This is a genomic window from Sphingobium xenophagum (genome assembly GCF_002288285.1).
GTDB classification, from domain to species: domain Bacteria; phylum Pseudomonadota; class Alphaproteobacteria; order Sphingomonadales; family Sphingomonadaceae; genus Sphingobium; species Sphingobium xenophagum.
On record NZ_CP022746.1, the window covers coordinates 71893 to 89331 of the forward strand.

Below are 17439 nucleotides of genomic sequence, written 5' to 3' on the forward strand. Positions count from 1 at the left end.
CAAATCATTGGCAGGGGCATTTTGTGAGAAATCACCTTCATTATCTATGTGCCGTATCGCTCATCGCGATCGCACCCGGTACGGCAGTTGCCCAAGCGGGCGGTCATGGCAAGAACGACATTGTCGTGACGGCGGCGCCATTGGGCCAGACGGCCGATGAAACCGTTACACCGGTTGTCACGCTCACAGGGGAAGAACTGATCCACCGACGCGCGGCGACTCTGGGTGAAACGCTGGCCGGCCAGCCTGGTATCAATTTCGAGAATTTCGGCGGCGGCGCCAGCCGTCCGATCATTCGCGGCCAATCCTCGCCCCGCGTGCAGGTGCTGAGCGACAGCGCCAATGTGCAGGACGCCTCGGCAATCTCGCCCGACCACAATATCACGGGCGAACCGCTATTGCTGCGCGGGATCGAGGTGCTGCGCGGTCCGGCGACCCTGCTCTATGGTAGCGGTGCGATCGGCGGTGCGGTCAACCTGCTGGATGAAAAGGTGCCGACCTACGTTCCGGAAGGGGGCATCGCCGGCGCAGCCGAAGGCCGCTTGGGCACGGGCGATGACGAGCGCAGTCTCGTAGGCGGTGCGACCGTGGGCGTCGGGCCGCTGGCGCTGCGTGTTGAAGGCGTCCACCGCCGCTCCGACGATTATCGGGTGCCTCGCGCCTTTGGGGAGGACAGAGTGCATGGCTCCTACAATGACACATCGACCTTCAGTGTCGGGGGAAGCTGGATCGGCCCGGACGGCTATCTGGGCGTTGCCTATACCCGCCAGCGCAATGAATATGGCGTGCCGGGCCACAATCATGATTATGAAAGCTGCCATCCCCATGGCATCGGCCTGCATTGCGGCAGTCATGGAGAAGAAGAGGAGCATGATCACGACCATGATCATGAACACGACCATGAGGAGGAAGTGCCGTTCGTGAAGCTGCGGAGCAATCGCTTCGACATTCGCAGCGATTATGACAATCCGGTGCCCGCGCTGGAGAAGGTACGCTTCCGCCTGTCCTTCACCGACTATGCCCATGATGAGATCGAGGATGGGGAAGCGGAAAACACCTTCCTCAACAAGGCCCACGACCTGCGTGTGGAACTGACCCATGCGCCGCTGGGGGGCTTGCGCGGCACGTTCGGCATCCAACAGAGCGGCAGCCGGTTCCAGGCGATCAGCGGCGGCGAGACTCACACGCTGAATACCGACAGCAGCAATACCGCGATTTTCCTGATGGAGACCTATTCGCTTGGTCCTGTCCGGCTGGAGGCAGCCGCCCGGCAGGAATGGCAGACGGTAAAGTCGCTGATCACGCGCTATCCGTCGATCAGGCACAAGCCCTTTTCGGCATCGGCCGCCGCGATCTGGAATGTAGGCAGCGATTACTCGCTCGCGCTGTCGCTGGCGCATACCGAACGCGCGCCTTCGGTGCAGGAACTTTATGCCTATGGCCTGCACCTTGCGACCAACACCTATGAGATCGGGATCGTCAGCGGCAACAGCCGCCTTGCCGAAAAAGTATCGCAAGGCGTTGAAAAGGCGAATTCGGTCAACCTGACGCTGCGCAAGACGGCAGGGCCGACGACCTTCACCATCGGCGCCTATCATCAGGACTTCGACAATTATATCTACGCCCAGACGCTCGACCAGTTCGAAGATTTCCGTCTGATCCGCTATGCCGGGGCAGAGGCGACCTTCACCGGCATCGATGGGGAAGTGCGTCATGCCTTCAACGATCAGTTCGCCCTGTCGGTGTTCGGCGACTATGTTCGCGCCAAGCTGAAAAATGGCGGCGGTGACCTGCCGCGTATTCCGGCCGGGCGCCTTGGCGCACGCGGCGATGCGCATGTCGGGCCGTTCACGGCGGATGCGGAATATTATCATGTGTTCGAACAGGACCGGATCGCAGCCTTTGAAACGCGCACGCCGGGCTATGACATGGTCAATGCGACGCTCGCCTATCGCCTCGAACTGGGGGACAAGCGCAGCGCGGAACTGTTCGTGCGCGGCACCAACCTGACCAACGAATTGGCATATAACCATAGCTCGTTCATCAAGACCTTCTCTCCGTTGCGCGGTCGCAACTTCGTGTTCGGCCTGCGGGGGGCATTCTGAGCAAGACGGAAGGAACAGCGCGGCGACCGTCCGCGCTGTTCCGCCATATCCAGGCGCTCCAGGGCGATCGGCTCTGGGGCACCTTTCTGGACGCGGGAACGGGCACCAATTCGATCGGCTGGGTGTCGGGGCTTGCGACCGATCGCTGGGTCGCCGTCACCGGCGTGGCGGGCCATGCCGTTCAGGTGCGTGACGCATCGGATCGCGTTCGTCGACCGCAGGACAGGATCATCGTTGGCAACTGGGCGGATCCGACGCTGCTGGCAGGTGAGCGTTTCGATACCATTCTCGCCGATTATCTGATCGGGGCGATCGAAGGCTTCGCACCCTATTTTCAGGAACGCATGTTCGCCCGCCTGCGGGCATTGGCGCGCGGGCGGCTCTATCTGATCGGGCTGGAACCCTATATCACTGAGCGTGCCGGGACGCGCGATGGCCAAATCCTGGGCGACATCGGGCGATGGCGCGACGCCGTCCTGCTCCATGCGGGCGAGCGGCCCTATCGTGAGTTCCCGATGGAATGGGTGCTGGAACAGATGACGGCATTGGGTTTTCGCATCGTGAACGCGCATCGCTTCCCCATCCGCTACCAGCGCCGGTTCGTGAACAGTCAGATCGACATGTGCGCGCCGCGGCTTTCAAGGCTTGGGGATCGGTCGCTGGCGGCGGCGCTGCACGCGCGGGGCGAAGCCTTGCGACAGGACGCCTTGGCCATCATCGCGCGCGAAGGCGGGCTGCGGCATGGCTTTGACTATGTGATCGCGGCGGAGGCAGGCTGAGCGGTCCGCAGCACGGGGGGCGTTACCGGGAAATGTAGATTGCCGCCCTTTTAGACCCCGCTCATGCGCCGGCTTTCCGGCTTTGGCTTGCGAGCCGCAGCCCTTGCCAGTTCAGCGCATGACCGATCGCCAGCAAAAGCACGCCAGGGACGGTAAATGCTGTTTCCATCCATTCCGATGATGTCGCAAGTGCGCCGATTGCCATCTGTGCAAGGCCCGGCAGGGCGATGAACAGGGGGGCGGCAGCCCTGTGATGTCGATAGCCAGCAGACAGCGCCACCAGGCTGACCGGCGCAGCAAAGACGAGCGCCCAGACATGAAAGGCTTCCGGCACGACCAGAAATGCCCCCAGCGCGGGCAGCAGCATGATCAGCAGCGGCAGGGCCAGACAATGAATGAGGCAGGCGAAGGATGCTCCGATCGCCAGCCCGTCGAGGAGCGGCTGCCTGGAGGACAATAGTTTCATGACATTCTCCGACCGACGCTGGACAGACGTCGCGCATATCCGTATCAGAGATGATATACCGTCACATAAAGGTCAAGGGCAGAATATGGCTTCCACTGACAATCGGCTTCCGGTCACCGTGCTTTCGGGCTTCCTTGGCGCGGGCAAGACCACCACCCTCAATCACATCCTCGCCAATCGCGAGGGACGGCGCGTCGCGGTGATCGTCAATGACATGTCGGAAGTGAATATCGACGCCGATCTCGTGCGCGGCGGCGACGCGGCGCTTGCGCGCAGCGAGGAAAGCCTGGTCGAGATGACCAATGGCTGCATCTGCTGCACCCTGCGCGATGACCTTCTTGAGGATCAGCGTGCAATAGGCACCCCCTTCGTGGGGTGATCGGCGTGCAAAAAGGACCCCTTCATCCCGGGGATTTAGTCGGCCGACTGGTTTTGATCAGTTGGCGAGAACGGGATGTTGATCGTGGAGACAGTGGTTCGGATTCGGCGTGAGCATGCAGCGGGTAAGGCGATCAAGGCGATCGCTCGTGACCTTCGTTTGTCGCGGAAGGTCGTCCGCAAAGCGATCCGGTCGCCGGAGGCGGCGTTCAACTATCAGCGCAAAGTCCAGCCGCTGCCGCGGATCGGTCCTTATCAGGATCGTCTCGATGCGCTGCTTGAGGAGAACGAAGGTCGCGGCCGCCGCGATCGGCTACGGATGACGCGTATCCATGACCTGCTGGTGCGCGAGGGGTTCGATGGATCCTATGATGCGGTGCGCCGCTATGCGGCGCGCTGGCGTGCTGCGCGGCGGAAGGATGCTGGCGAAGGCGCACCGGCGTTCATCCCGATGACCTTCCAGCCGGGTGAGGCCTACCAGTTCGACTGGAGCCACGAGGATGTGGAGATCGCCGGCAAGCCGATGCGGGTGAAGGTGGCGCATATGCGTCTCTGCGACTCGCGCGCACCCTATGTCCGGGCCTATCCGCGCGAGGGCCAGGAGATGCTGTTCGATGCCCATGCCCGGGCGTTCGCGTTCTTCGGCGGTGTGCCGCGACGCGGTATCTACGATAATATGAAGACGGCGGTGACGGCCGTGTTCACCGGCAAGGAGCGTGTGTTCAACCGCCGCTTCCTGATCATGACCGATCATTACATGGTCGAGCCGACCGCCTGCTCGCCGGCGGCGGGATGGGAGAAGGGCCAGGTCGAGCAGCAGGTCCAGACAATCCGAGGCCGCTTCTTCCAGCCGCGGCTCCGGTTCGCCAGCCTGGCCGAGCTCAACGGGTGGCTGGAGGCCGAGTGCCGGCGCTGGGCCGAGCATCATGCCCATCCCGAACGCGGGGATATTACCGTCGCCGAGGCGCTGGATATGGAGCGACCGGCCCTGCAGCCGATCCTGGCACCGTTCGACGGCTTCCATGAGAGCGAGCATGCCGTCACCGGCACCTGCCTCATCAGCTTCGATCGCAACCGCTACTCGGTCATGTCGACGGCCGCACGCCGGACCGTTCAGGTGCGCTCCTATGCCGATCGCATCGTCATACGCTGCGGCGATGCGATCGTCGGGGAGCATGAGCGCCACTTCGGTCGGAACCGCACGATATACGATCCCTGGCATTATCTGCCGGTCCTCGCGCACAAGCCCGGCGCGCTGCGTAACGGCGCACCGTTCCAGGACTGGGATCTGCCGCCCGCCCTGCACCGATTACGGCGAAGGCTCGGCACCGGGGACGAGGCCGATCGCAGGTTCGTGCGGGTCCTCTCGGCGGTGCTCACCGATGGCCTGGAGCCGGTAGAGGCTGCCGTGCGCGAAGCGTTGGCGAACGGAACGGCCAGCGACGAGCTGATCCTCAACATCCTCTCCCGGCGCCGCGAGCCGGCGACACCCCACAGCATCGTCACTTCGGAAGACCGGATGCTGCAGCATCCTCCGCTCGCCGACTGTGCCCGCTATGATCTGCTGCGAGGCTATGATGCAGCGGCATGATATGATCGACACGATGCGCGGCCTCGGACTCAAGGGCATGGCGGCGGCGTTCGACGAGGCGGTCACCACCGGCCTCCAGCGCAAGCGCACCACCATGGAGATACTGACCGACCTGCTCCGTGCTGAGGCGACCCACCGGGATGCAGCCTCCATCCGCTATCGGATGACGGCTGCGAGGCTGCCCGTGGTGAAGGACCTGGAGCGGTTCAGCTTCGAGGGCACACCGATCAATGAGGAGATGATCCGCTCCCTTCACGATGGCTCCTTCCTCCCGCCTCGCCGCAATATCGTGCTGGTCGGCGGCACGGGGACAGGCAAGACCCACCTCGCCATCGCGATCACCGCCAATGTCGTGCGAAGGGGCGCTCGCGCCCGCTACTTCAACACCGTCGATCTGGTGACACGCCTCGAAGAGGAGACCCGGATCGGCAAAGGCGGGACCCTGGCGGCGCAGCTGTCGCGGCTCGACCTGATCGTTCTCGACGAGCTCGGTTATCTGCCGTTCGCCCGCTCGGGAGGGCAGTTGCTGTTCCACCTCATCAGCAAGCTTTATGAGCGGACCAGCGTCATCATCACCACGAACCTCGCCTTCGGCGAATGGCCGACCGTGTTCGGCGATCCCAAGATGACCACGGCGCTGCTCGACCGCGTCACCCACCACTGCGATATCGTCGAGACGGGCAACGACAGCTGGCGCTTCAAAAACCGCAGCTGACAGCCACCTTCGGCGCCTTCAAAAATCTATCTTGCGCTGCGCGCGCCTCCGGTCGGGCTACGCCCGCCCTCCGCCGCACGCAGCGCAAGGCCATCTTCAACAAACCAGCATCATATTATCTGAAAAGGGGGTCCCTCTTCGACGCCGATCGGGGGTCCCTTTTGAACGCCGTTTGACATTTACGGTGTGTGGGCCACCGAGCCGCCGCCGGGCGTGCAGCTATGCCAATCCATACTGCGGAGCGGCAAGTCTTTCGCGACAGGCGCAGGGGGACTTGCCTATGCCATCATCACCGCGCAGCCCGAACAGGGCGAGCGGCAACTGGTCGTCGTTCGTGCCGACGAACCCGCCCGGACAGACCTGTCGCAATGGCGGGTCAGGGGTATGCGGGCAACGGGCAGCGGCCTCTATGACCTGACGGGCATGGCGATCGATCCATCTCACCTGCTGGGCCGGCCCGGCGACTATGACCGCGAACCGCGCTTCACCACCGGCGCCTGGCGCTTTACTGCCGTGCAACTGGGTGGAATCGAGGCGCTGCTGACGCAAACGCGGCTCGCCATGTCTGATGCAGCGCGCGCCGATCCGCTGCAACGCGCCAAATTCGCCGACGCTGTTGCTGCGGCCCGCACCGCCTATCTTTGGATCCGCGAATGCGCACTCCGCGCTGCGCACGACGATCCCGATGGTCCCGCTTTCGCCCGCATGACGCGCGGCATTGTTGAGCGTGCAGGTCTGGACGTGATGGAGTTGGCGACGCGCATCATCGGCACGCGCAGCGCGATGGACGGCGAAAGGATCGATAAAATCATCCGCGACCTCAGCCTCTATCTGCGACAGGGCGGACCTGACTATGCCCGCGATCAGGCCGCGCTCGCCTGGCTGGACCATGACGCATGGGGCGCGGAGGACGCCTTGTGGTAGGTCTCTCTCTATCTGCGAAGCCGTGGCGAACGCTGCGTTGGCTGGTTCTTGCGCCCCATCCCGATGATGAGACGCTGGGGGCTGGCGCGCTTATTGCTCAGACGGCGAAGTCGGGGCGGCTGGCGGGCCTTGTCTATCTCACCGACGGGTCTGGTTCGCATGAGACAATGCCGGGCAGGTCGGGGACATTGGTAAGCAGCCGAAAGCGCGAAGCCGCCACCGCCTTTCACCGCCTGACGGGCAACCGCAATCAACCGCCGGTGCATCTTGACTGGCAGGACGCCTCCCCCGTCCCGCCGGGACATCCTGCTTTCGATCGCGCCGCGCGACGGCTGACCGCACTGTGCCGACGCTGGCAGGTCGATGCTCTGGCCGTCACTGCCCGTCACGAACCCCATTGCGACCATGAAGCCGCTGCACAACTGGCCTATGCAGTGGGAAAGCGGAGCAAGGGCAGGCTGGTAATTGCCGAATATGTCGTCTGGGCTCTGCCGCCGACCTCCTCCAGCCATCGCGAATTGCGCACCGCGCCCATGCTGCGCGGACAGCGCCGCCTTGCCCTGGCCGCGCACCGCAGCCAGCTTACCGTGTCCCACGGTCCCGGATTTCGGCTGCCTGCTACGCGTCGTGCGATGCCCGCCAGCGACATCCTCTACCTGCGGAGAGCCTCATGACGCGGCGCAAGGCCAGCCTGGATCGGGCTTATTTCGAGACGATGTTTCGTTCGACCGACGATCCCTGGGATCTGGAAAGCAGCGCTTATGAGCGGGATAAATATGCCCACAGCATCCGTTCGCTGGGCGGGCGCACCTATGGATTGGGTTTCGAGATTGGCTGCGCAAAGGGCGTACTGACGCAGTCATTGGCGCCCCATTGCCACGCATTGTTGGCGATCGACATCAGCGAAACCGCGCTCAAGGCCGCCCGCGAGCGCTGTGCCGCGTTTGACCATGTCTCCTTTGGCCAAATGGCTTTTCCGGGACAGGCACCGGTGGGCGGCATCTTCGACCTCATCATCCTGTCCGAAGTCGCCTATTATTGGGATGATCACGACATCGGCCGCGCCGCCCAGTGGATCACCGGCCATATGGCGCCCGGCGGCGACATATTGCTGGTCCACTGGACTGGAGACACCGATTACCCCCAGAGCGGCGATGATGCGGTGCATAAAATGCAGGCCGCACTTGCCCCAGCCATCACCGAGATCACGGCGCAGCGGACGGCCAAGTATCGCCTTGATCTATGGCGCGTCTGCGCATGACCTTGAGCGTACTCACGATCGTCAAGAACCGATCGGCGCATCTGGCGCAACTGATCGAAGGTCTGCGCCGCAGCACGCATTGTCCCGACGAACTCATCATCGTCGACATGGCCAGCAATCGGCCGATCCATGCCCAACAAGCGCGATTTCCAATTCATGTCCTACGTCTTGATGGCCCAGGACTGCCACTCGCGGCAGCGCGGAACGCGGCCGCGCGGGCGGCCAAAGGGGACAAGCTGTTGTTCCTGGACGTCGACTGCATCCCGATGCGCGCACTAACAGGGGCCATCACGCAATGCCTGAAAGACCATGACGCGCTGATCTGCGCCGACATACGCTATCTTGGCCCTGACGATGCCCGTGGCGAATGGGAGGAAGCGGATCTTCTTTCGCGGGCGCATGGACATCCTGTTCGACACTTTCCTGCAAACGGTCTGCGTCAGGAGGACAATGCCGGTCTTTTCTGGTCGTTGGCATTCGGCCTGCATCGCCAGAGATTTTTTGATCTGGGCGGGTTTGATGAAGCGTTTACCGGCTATGGCGGCGAGGATACCGACTTCGGCTTCCGCGCGCGGGAGGCAGGCCTGCCCCTGCTGTTCATGGGCGGTGCTGGTGCCTTTCACCAATATCACGACGTTTTCGAACCCCCGCTTCAGCATCTGAACGACATTGTCCGCAACGCGAACCTCTTTCGGAAGCGCTGGAATATATGGCCGATGGAAGGATGGCTCGACGCCTTCGAGACAGCCGGTTTGATTTTACGGTCCGGGCACGGAATTCATGTGCTTCGTCAACCAAGCGACGTCGAAATTGAGCATGCGCGAATGTTGCAGCCCGTTTCGCCCTGACAGAGAGGGACAGCAACATGTGCGCAGGCGTGGCGCGGATCATGTTGCCGCGCCAGTCTATCGGCGCAACATGACAGCGAGGGGACTCGGATTTGTGCGCTTCAGCGTCAACTTGCTTCGATTTGTATTTCCGAATCTGACGATCGCAAATGTCCACCGAGCCAAAGGTCGCTGCCAACGGTAGCCGACTGGACCCGCTCACTCATAGTCAACAATGCGCCCCCTTGTGGCCAATCAACGCCGGGCGGGGGGCAAAATGTCGCGAACTCCGGTCATCGGGGCATGACAGCCAGGCGTTGGGCGGGTAGTTCAGACTGAGATAGCGGAGAGTGTAGCTGATGGCTGGCGTGTGGTTTGACGAAATGACGGTTGGGCAAATATTCGAGCATCCCATCCGGCGCACCGTGACGGAAACGGACAATGTGCTGTTCACCGCGATGACGCACAACCCGGCCCTGCTCCATCTGGACGAAGAATATATGCGCGGGACCGATTTTGGTCAGCGCATCGTCAACAGTGCGTTCACGCTGGGCTTGATGGTCGGCATTTCCGTCGGCGACACGACGCTGGGCACAGCGGTCGCCAATCTGGGCTGGGACGAGGTTCGCTTTCCCAAGCCGCTGTTTCACGGCGATACCATCCATGTCGTCAGCGAAGTCATCGAACTGCGTGAAAGCAAGTCGCGGCCCAATGCAGGCATCGTCACCTTCCTGCATCAGGCCTTCAATCAGCATGGTGAGTTGGTCGCGAGTTGCAAGCGCTCCGGCCTCCAGTTGAAAAGGCCACAGGGATGACCGCACCGATCCGTTCCTTTCTGTTCATTCCCGGCGACAGCGAAAAGAAGCTGGGAAAGGCCGATAGCACAGGCGCCGATGCGCTGATCCTTGATCTGGAGGATTCCGTTGCTCCGCCCAACAAAGCGCGCGCGAGAGAGATGGTGACTGCCTTTCTCATGGCACGCCCGCGCGAGCAGCGAACGTCGCAATTGTGGGTCCGGGTCAACCCGCTCGACACCGACCTGCTGCTGGGTGATCTGGCGGCAGTCGTCGCTGGCGCGCCGGACGGGATCATGCTGCCAAAGGCTAATGGGCCGGACGATGTGCGCACGGTTTCGCTTTTCCTTGATGCGCTGGAAGTCCAGGCGGGCATCGACGCTACCAGCATCAAGATTTTGCCGGTCGCCACCGAGACCGCGATCGCACCGTTCCGTCTTGGCGACTATGCTGCAGCCAATCTGGCGCGGCTGGCCGGTCTCACTTGGGGGGCTGAAGATCTGAGCGCCGCCGTGGGCGCAAGCACCAATCTGGACGCAAGCGGCGAATGGACACTGACATATAAGCTGGTCCGTTCGCTGACATTGCTCGGTGCACATGCAGCAGGCGTGGCGGCGATCGATACCTTGTTCGTCGATTTCCGCGACGAGGAAGGCTTGCGCGCATCATGCCGCGCAGCCCGCGCGGAAGGATGGAGCGGCCGTATCGCCATTCATCCCGCACAGGTCGCGCCGATCAACGAAAGCTTCATGCCAACGGTTGCCGAGGTTGAGCATGCCCGCCGGGTCGTCGCGGCCTTTGAGGCGGCCGATGGCGCGGGGACGGTCGGCCTGGATGGCAAGATGCTCGACATCCCCCATCTCAAGCAGGCCAACAACGTGCTGGCTCAGATTGCCGCCTACGTGCGCCGCTGATCCGTCTGGCATAGAGGGATCACCGGGCGCTTCGATCTTCAAGCCTCCCGATAGCGGCATATCGTAGGATAGACCGCCAGTGACGGTAAGGGCCTCGTGATCGAGAATGTCGCTCGGTATCCAAGGCACTTTGCGTCGTGACATACCGGCCTCCCCTTGTTGCCCATTATGCCTCGCTGCACAGGATATTTCTGACCGTCCCGTTCGGATTGAGCCCAAAGAACGGCGTTTGATTTCATAGTCACAATTGGTGCAGTCGGCCAATTCCATTATTTCGCAGCGCGACATCCAGATAGTGATGAAATGCTGGCGTTCTTCCCGCGTCGCGGGACCGCAACCACGCCAGCGCCACGACGGGTCGCCAAAGCGCCAAGTCAGGGGGTGAAACAGCCCCCATTGCCATGTAACTTTTGCGCAATCGCCTCGCTGCCCAGTCCCGCCACAGATTAGTCACCCAATCGGTAGGCCCGATGCCGAACCGCATCAGCATCTCGGATCGCACCGCATCGGCCGCCGGATGGCCCGACGCTGCCTTCGACCAGTCAATCACCCTCATGCCCTGTGGCGTCATCATGACATTACTAAGGTGAAAGTCGCCATGGATTAGCGCGTGTCCTTCAGGTAGAGTATTCAGATAGGCAATGGCAGCCCGTTGCAGCGCGACGGGCGCAGGGCCATGCGAGATGTCTGTAGCCAATACTTGTTTGAGTGGGCGCAACGCCCCTCCACTCTTCTGATGCATGGCGGCATGCATGGCCCCCATCCGATCCAGTGCCCACCCTGCCCGAAATGGCTTGCGGCGAATCCAGTCCATCAATGTCCCGCCTTCAAGCCGTGGATAAACGATGCCGCGCCGCCCGTCCCAAACCCACTGCCCGATCGCTGCCGCAGTAGGCACGCCGCAACCCTCTGCATAGGAGGATGCACCGGATTCCCGCGCAATCATCTCATCCGATACGCCTTCACGAAACAATTTGAGTACATGGCCATTTCCAAGGTCGAGCAGTTGCGCACTCTCGCCTCCGGCAATCAATCGTTGCGGTTCGCCAAACGGCGCAGACATGCTTGTTGGACCATCCATATCCCCTATTCCTTACGGTAAACCGCCCGCTATTCTACCAGAAATGGCGATGGTGCGTTGGAGCAAAGTCGAACGCGCTAACGAGCGGGCGTGATTCAAAGGCGAACAACTGGTGTTGTTCACGACGCGCAAGGGCGCGAAGGCGAGCGATCTTCAGTCATGGGGGCGCTCAAATGGCATCACCGAACTGGCCATTCCCCGTGACATTCGCGAAGTGGACGCGCTCCCGGTGCTCGGCACAGGCAAGCTGGATTATGTAACGATGGGGGGATTGGCAGCGGCATGACGCGCGTCATCTTGCTCGTTGGCAGGTGGTGAAATTCGGCATGTATCGCTGGATGCCGGTTCAGTTTCGCCGAATATTCCGAGCGCGCTCCCTCGCTCCCCAATATAGATTCCCGGCCATCCTCTTGGAACGGCCTGCCTGCTCGTCTAGACGTTGGTCATGCGGGGTCTGAACATCGCGATCGCAGGCTGCGGGCCGTGTGGACTGGCGGCGGCGCTGCTGCTGCATCGGGCGGGCCATCAGGTCACCCTTTTCGAGCGTTTCGATACGCCTCGCCCGATCGGTTCGGGCCTGATGATCCAGCCCACAGGCATGGCGGTCCTTGGCCGATTGGGGTTGCTGGACGACGTGTTGCGGCGCGGATCGCGCATCGACCGGCTGTTCGGCAAGGCGGGGGACCGGGTCGTCCTTGACGTTCATTATGCCGCGCTGCGCCACCGCGCTATGTTTGGCATCGGCATCCATCGCGCCAGCCTGTTTGCGATATTGCATGAGGCGGTCCTGCGAGCGGGGATCACCGTCCATACCGGGCGCACGCTCGTGGACAGCGAACCGGTCGGTGCGCAACGTACGTTGCGCTTTGCCGATGGCGAAACCAGCATCCCCTATGATCTTGTGGTCGATGCGCTGGGCACGCGCACGCCACTGGCGCCGCCGACCGGCCGGGAACTCGCCTATGGCGCACTCTGGGCCAGCCTCGACCTGCCGCAGGACGCGCGCTTCGATCCTCATGCCCTTGCACAGCGCTATGACCGCGCCAGCATCATGGCGGGCGTCTTGCCGATCGGCATCCCGCCTGGCGCTATGACGCCAAAGGCCGCCTTCTTCTGGTCGTTGCGCGCCGATCGGCTGGGCGACTGGCATCGGGCCGGATTGGGGCCGTGGAAGGCTCGCGTTACCGCGCTCTGGCCCGCATGTGCGCCGTTGCTCGACCAGATTGATGATCCCGACCAGTTGACCTTCGCCCGCTACGCGCACCGTACCCTGCGGTCACCGGCTGAGCGGGCATTGGTCCATATCGGCGACGCCTGGCATTCCGCCAGTCCCCAACTGGGCCAGGGCGCCAACATGGCCCTGCTCGATGCCTGGGCGCTAGCCAAAGGTCTGGCGGACGCGAACGGGGTGGATGAGGGGGTTCGTCTCGGCATCAAGCTGCGGCGACGCCATGTCCTGACCTACCAGTGGCTCACCGCCTTGTTCACGCCGGTCTATCAATCGGACAGTCGTTTGCTGCCCTTGATCCGCGATCGTTTTGTCGGCCCGCTGTCCAAATTTTGGCCCGCTACCAGCATACAGGCGGCGATGGTGAGTGGACTGGTCGCCGATCCGCTTGGGCCGCTGGGGCTGGAAAGTGCGCTTCATAGGCCCGCGCCAGAATCGGTGGCCGCGTGAGTACCAATCCTGCCAGCGAGCACGGCCCGATCATCGCCTTCGACGCCATGTGCGTGCTATGCTCCGCCAATGCCGCCTTCGTGCTGCGGCACGACCGGGCTCACGTCGCTGGCCCTGGATCGCAGCCAAATCGCAACCGCGCTGAACAAGCATGGACCAGATATAGTGGCCGCTCGAAAATCAACTTCAGCGTTCCAGTTTCTGACCGTCCGCTTCTCGCGCCAACTCGGAAACATCACCCCGGCGTACTAGATTCTGGCTTATGCGGGCAGGCGACAGATATCGACATAGCACATGAAGTGCCGCTGCCGGATCATGGCGCGCGCCGCACAGGAAAATGTCGACGGCTGCATAGCCATGTTCCGGCCAGGTGTGGATCGACATGTGGGATTCTGCGAGCAGGGCGACGCCGGTGACGCCCTGTCCTTCACCGAAATGATGGAGGTGAAGGCCGATCACTGTCGCCCCGGCGCTGTCCGCCGCGCCGCGCAGGGCGGCGTCGATCAGAGCGACATCGTCCAGCACGGGACATCCGTAAAGGTCCGCCAACAGGTGTCGGCCATCATAGGTAATGGGCGGAATCATAGTAGCGTCTCATGCGGATGGCCGATCGAGGATAGCGCCGCTTCCGCCGCGGCCATGCCACGATAATGGGCTTCCTCGAACAGCGACAGCCCGCTCAGGTCCGAATGGGCACGGAAGAAGGGCGGCAGGATAGCCGCGCGTTGCCGCGGCGCGACATCCCACAGGAAACCTGGCGTCGGCCGGACCATGGCGTGACCCCACTTCCAGAGGTCGATCGACCGGATCGCGCCGTTCAGGTCCGGATTCATCCCAAGCAAATCGTCACGCACCAGCCGCCGCCAATCCACATCGGACCGGTCGACCAGCAAGCGGCGGGCGGACGCGGGCGGCATGTCGGACAGGGCCATATACCAAGTCAGCACCGTAGGCCCCGTGTGCGAGTCGCTCTGGTGGGTGGCGACGACATAGCCGAGCGAAGCGCTGCTGGCCGATACATTATCCCAGGCAAGCGCGCTGCCCTTCCCCTCCGGCGCGCGATCGACGGTGACGTTGGCAATCAGCCAGGGGGCATAGCTGTAGGCTGCATCGGGCTTCTCGCCCAGCAGGCGGGTGGCGATGAAATGCGGCATGGCAAGGATCACGGCGTCAGCACGATAACGGATGCTGCTGCCCTGCTGCGCATCGAACACATCAACCATCGCTCCCTTCTCGTCAGGCCGGGCACGAAAGGCGACCTGCCCCGTCGTGATGCGATCCCCCAATCGATCAGCGATCAAGCTCGTCAGGCGGCTATTGCCTTCAGGCCAGGTCAGTTCATTGTCGCCCGAACCATCCGCAGTGAAGCCACGCCGGCTCGCAAAATAATGAATGCCGGCCCAGGCGGAGACGTCGGCTGGTTCAGTGCCGTAATCGTCACGGCAGGCGTAACGAACATGCGCGCGCAGCACAGAGGAGGTCCAGCCCTGCTGGTCGAGCCACTGCGCGAAGCTCATCCGATCGAGCGCAAGCAGATCGGCATCCCTTGCGCTATAGGCGATGGGAATGGCGAAGGCAGGCCGCCCTTCCGTATCGCGGCGACGGGAAAAGTCGGCCATGGTGCGGTTGAAGGCGGCAAGGTCGGCTTCGTCCTTGGAAGACAGGCCGGTTCGGGGTACCAGCCCCTCCTGCCATTTCCCCTGCCAGAGCAGCCGCTCCTGCAAATCGGCGCAGAGTTGCAGCGGGTCATAGACCGGCTTGCCATCCCGCTCGCCCACGATCACCCCCATTTGTCGCAGCATATGGCGCAGCCCGCGCGCTTCCTCGTTGGGAATGGGTAGGTAATGCGCGCCCAAGGGATAGGCTGACACGGCATTGCGACCGCCACGGGCATTGCCGCCAGGCTGGTCTTCGAGTTCGATCAGGCGGAAATCGTCGAAGCCGGCCTCACGCAATCGCCAGCCCGCCGACAGCCCCGCCACGCCACCGCCAGCGATCAGGAGCGGCACGCGCTCTTCGCGCACCGGTTCGGGGAAGGCGCCATCGCGCAGGCGGTGGCCAAGCGCCATGTCCGCTCCCCCGCTGCTGCCCGAAGTCGGCGTTTCACAGGCTGGCAGCGCAAGCACAGTGGCAGCCGCCATCCCGCCCTTGAGGATGGCGCGCCTGCTTGGGCCGCCCGCGTCAGCCTTCATAGCGCGCCCATTCCTCGGCGAAGCTGCGCACCAGCGCCTGATTGTCCAGACGGTTTACCGGCACCCGGCGGCGTGCCATGTCGAGCGGAAAGACCAATGCCTGCCGGGCGGTCGCATCCGACAAAAATCGATTGCCAGGCAGCAGGCGCGTCGTCGTGCCAGGATCGACCAGCCCGGCCAGGATGAAGCCCCATTCGCCGAAGCTCGGCACATAGACATGATAGGGTCTGGTCTGAAAACCGGCCGTCTCCAGCGTCTGCGCCACCGTCCAGAAAGCGGCGGGCGCGACCAGCGGCGACGTGCTCTGGACCACTGCCATGCCGCCGGGCGCCAGATGCGGGCGCAACATGCGGTAGAAGGTTTCGGTATAGAGCTTGCCCACCGAGAAATCGACCGGATCGGGAAAGTCGACGATGATGACATCGAAGCGCGCCTTCGTCTCGCGTACCCACCGGAAAGCATCAGCGTTGACGACATGCATACGCTTGTCGGTCAGCGCATCGCCGTTCAGCGCGCGCAGCAGGCCGGTCTGACTGAACAGGCGGGTCATGGCGGGATCAAGGTCGACCAATGTGACATGCCGCACGCCGGGATGGCGGAACACCTCGCGCGCGGCCAGCCCGTCGCCCCCGCCCAGGATCAGTACATTGGCCGGGCGTGCTACACGGCCCATTGCCGGATGCACCAGCGCTTCATGATAGCGATATTCGTCGCGTGAGGAAAATTGGAGGTTGCCGTTGAGGTATAGGCGGATGTCATCGTCGTGTCGGGTCAGCACCAGCCGCTGATAGGGGCTGGACGTCGCGTAAATCACGCGCTCCCCATAAGCGGCGATTTCCGACCAGCGCTGGATTCGCTCGGCCGTCAGCAAGCCTGCGATCAGGCTCATCATCACGACCAACGCCAGAATGCGTTCCCGCATCAGGCTGGCGCGTGATGGTACTAGAAGCAACAGGAGCAGCGCGACACCGACATTGAGCAGGCCGAACATGAGCCCGGTTCGGATCAGTCCCAGATGTGGCACCAGCAGGAGCGGAAACAGCAATGAAGCAGCCAGTGCGCCGACATAGTCGAAGGTCAGCACGTTCGACACCGTCTCGCTGAAATCGAACCGGTCGCGCAGGATGCGCATCAGCAGCGGAATCTCCAGACCCACCAGAAAGCCGATGACAAAGACAAGGCCATAGAGGATCGGGCGAAACTGCTCCACCAGCGGGAAAAGCAGGAACAACCCCGCTGCCGACCAGCCACCCACCAGCGCCACCAATATCTCGACCCGGATGAACAGGCGCAGCTCGTCGCGCTTGACATAGCGTGAGCACCAACTGCCCACTCCCATGGCGAACAGATAGGTGCCTATGATGATCGAAAATTGCGTGACGCTGTCGCCCAGCAGATAGCTGGCGATCGTCCCGGCAAGCAGTTCGTAGATGAGGCCGCAGGTCGCGACAGCGAACACGCTGGCCAGCAGCAACCCGACCAGCGCGGTGCGCCTGCGCTCGGTCGGCGCCGATGCGTCAGCCATGAATAGCGGCAGCTACGATGATACCCAGGGCAATGGCGATGGCGCCAGCGAACTGGGCAACGGCGACATTCTGCTTGTCCCTTATCTCCTCCCACAGCTTGCCCGGCGTCAGCAGGTCCAAAAGAACGAAGCCGGCGACGAAAACGAGCATGCCGATCCCGGCATAGACCAACGAATTGAGCAAGGTCGGCAGAGCGATGATCATCGAC

18 protein-coding genes and 1 pseudogene are annotated in these 17439 nt (G+C 62.8%); 13 read left to right on the forward strand and 6 right to left on the reverse strand.

Annotated elements, in window-relative coordinates; translation table 11 throughout:
* Positions 1 to 23: 23 nt before the first annotated feature.
* Complete coding sequence (locus tag CJD35_RS15170) at positions 24 to 2105, forward strand: TonB-dependent receptor domain-containing protein (RefSeq protein WP_095687224.1); 2082 nt, start codon at positions 24 to 26, stop codon at positions 2103 to 2105.
* A gap of 122 nt (positions 2106 to 2227) precedes the next feature.
* Positions 2228 to 2884 carry a hypothetical protein gene (locus CJD35_RS15175; protein WP_095687225.1) on the forward strand — a complete coding sequence of 219 codons (657 nt, stop codon included), beginning with the start codon at positions 2228 to 2230 and terminating at the stop codon, positions 2882 to 2884.
* Between the two features lie 61 nt (positions 2885 to 2945).
* Here CJD35_RS15175 and CJD35_RS15180 read toward each other — a convergent pair whose 3' ends face one another.
* Positions 2946 to 3350, reverse strand: a complete 405-nt coding sequence (locus tag CJD35_RS15180; RefSeq protein WP_019052312.1) for a MerC domain-containing protein — start codon at positions 3348 to 3350, stop codon at positions 2946 to 2948.
* Positions 3351 to 3435: 85 nt separating this feature from the next.
* On the opposite strand from CJD35_RS15180, the gene CJD35_RS15185 reads away from it, so the two are divergent.
* The 9 genes and pseudogenes from CJD35_RS15185 (at position 3436) to CJD35_RS15225 (ending at position 10754) form a co-directional block, all read left to right on the forward strand.
* Complete coding sequence (locus CJD35_RS15185) at positions 3436 to 3729, forward strand: GTP-binding protein (protein WP_276327788.1); 294 nt, start codon at positions 3436 to 3438, stop codon at positions 3727 to 3729.
* Positions 3730 to 3804: 75 nt separating this feature from the next.
* Positions 3805 to 5319: an IS21 family transposase gene (gene istA / locus CJD35_RS15190; RefSeq protein ID WP_021238707.1), complete on the forward strand. Its 1515-nt coding sequence runs from the start codon at positions 3805 to 3807 to the stop codon at positions 5317 to 5319.
* Positions 5306 to 6034, forward strand: coding sequence for an IS21-like element helper ATPase IstB (gene istB / locus CJD35_RS15195; RefSeq protein ID WP_031304487.1), 729 nt, complete (start codon positions 5306 to 5308; stop codon positions 6032 to 6034). The genes istA and istB overlap by 14 nt, the downstream gene beginning before the upstream one ends.
* A 180-nt stretch (positions 6035 to 6214) precedes the next feature.
* A pseudogene (locus CJD35_RS15200) lies at positions 6215 to 6958 on the forward strand (acyl-CoA dehydrogenase family protein); the annotation flags it as partial.
* Positions 6952 to 7632 (forward strand): PIG-L deacetylase family protein, encoded by a 681-nt coding sequence (locus CJD35_RS15205; RefSeq protein WP_174703662.1) that lies wholly within the window; start codon positions 6952 to 6954, stop codon positions 7630 to 7632. The pseudogene CJD35_RS15200 and the gene CJD35_RS15205, both read left to right, overlap by 7 nt.
* Entirely contained in the window at positions 7629 to 8219 is a 591-nt protein-coding gene (locus CJD35_RS15210) for an SAM-dependent methyltransferase (protein WP_017183440.1), read from the forward strand. The genes CJD35_RS15205 and CJD35_RS15210 overlap by 4 nt, the downstream gene beginning before the upstream one ends.
* Positions 8201 to 9067, forward strand: a complete 867-nt coding sequence (locus CJD35_RS15215) for a glycosyltransferase family 2 protein (RefSeq protein WP_017183441.1) — start codon at positions 8201 to 8203, stop codon at positions 9065 to 9067. The genes CJD35_RS15210 and CJD35_RS15215 overlap by 19 nt, the downstream gene beginning before the upstream one ends.
* 338 nt (positions 9068 to 9405) lie before the next feature.
* Positions 9406 to 9861 carry a MaoC family dehydratase gene (locus CJD35_RS15220; RefSeq protein ID WP_017183442.1) on the forward strand — a complete coding sequence of 152 codons (456 nt, stop codon included), beginning with the start codon at positions 9406 to 9408 and terminating at the stop codon, positions 9859 to 9861.
* Positions 9858 to 10754, forward strand: a complete 897-nt coding sequence (locus tag CJD35_RS15225) for an HpcH/HpaI aldolase/citrate lyase family protein (protein WP_017183443.1) — start codon at positions 9858 to 9860, stop codon at positions 10752 to 10754. Before CJD35_RS15220 ends, CJD35_RS15225 begins: the two co-directional genes overlap by 4 nt.
* A gap of 241 nt (positions 10755 to 10995) precedes the next feature.
* Here the strand turns inward: CJD35_RS15225 and CJD35_RS15230 are convergent, their stop codons facing one another.
* Positions 10996 to 11835 carry a phosphotransferase family protein gene (locus CJD35_RS15230; RefSeq protein ID WP_100215222.1) on the reverse strand — a complete coding sequence of 280 codons (840 nt, stop codon included), beginning with the start codon at positions 11833 to 11835 and terminating at the stop codon, positions 10996 to 10998.
* A gap of 112 nt (positions 11836 to 11947) precedes the next feature.
* On the opposite strand from CJD35_RS15230, the gene CJD35_RS22490 reads away from it, so the two are divergent.
* Positions 11948 to 12121, forward strand: coding sequence for a hypothetical protein (locus CJD35_RS22490; RefSeq protein WP_017183445.1), 174 nt, complete (start codon positions 11948 to 11950; stop codon positions 12119 to 12121).
* Positions 12122 to 12280: 159 nt separating this feature from the next.
* Positions 12281 to 13513: an FAD-dependent oxidoreductase gene (locus tag CJD35_RS15235; protein WP_017183446.1), complete on the forward strand. Its 1233-nt coding sequence runs from the start codon at positions 12281 to 12283 to the stop codon at positions 13511 to 13513.
* A 186-nt stretch (positions 13514 to 13699) separates the two neighbouring features.
* Here CJD35_RS15235 and speD read toward each other — a convergent pair whose 3' ends face one another.
* Genes speD through CJD35_RS15260 form a run of 4 tightly spaced genes read right to left on the reverse strand, consistent with a single transcriptional unit; the run spans position 13700 to position 17435 of the window.
* Positions 13700 to 14098: an adenosylmethionine decarboxylase gene (gene speD / locus CJD35_RS15245; RefSeq protein ID WP_019052409.1), complete on the reverse strand. Its 399-nt coding sequence runs from the start codon at positions 14096 to 14098 to the stop codon at positions 13700 to 13702.
* Positions 14095 to 15705, reverse strand: a complete 1611-nt coding sequence (locus CJD35_RS15250) for an NAD(P)-binding protein (RefSeq protein ID WP_017180983.1) — start codon at positions 15703 to 15705, stop codon at positions 14095 to 14097. Before CJD35_RS15250 ends, speD begins: the two co-directional genes overlap by 4 nt.
* Positions 15695 to 17230, reverse strand: coding sequence for a polyamine aminopropyltransferase (locus tag CJD35_RS15255; protein ID WP_017180982.1), 1536 nt, complete (start codon positions 17228 to 17230; stop codon positions 15695 to 15697). The genes CJD35_RS15250 and CJD35_RS15255 overlap by 11 nt, the downstream gene beginning before the upstream one ends.
* Entirely contained in the window at positions 17223 to 17435 is a 213-nt protein-coding gene (locus tag CJD35_RS15260) for a DUF350 domain-containing protein (protein ID WP_017180981.1), read from the reverse strand. The genes CJD35_RS15255 and CJD35_RS15260 overlap by 8 nt, the downstream gene beginning before the upstream one ends.
* Between the last annotated feature and the right edge of the window lie 4 nt (positions 17436 to 17439).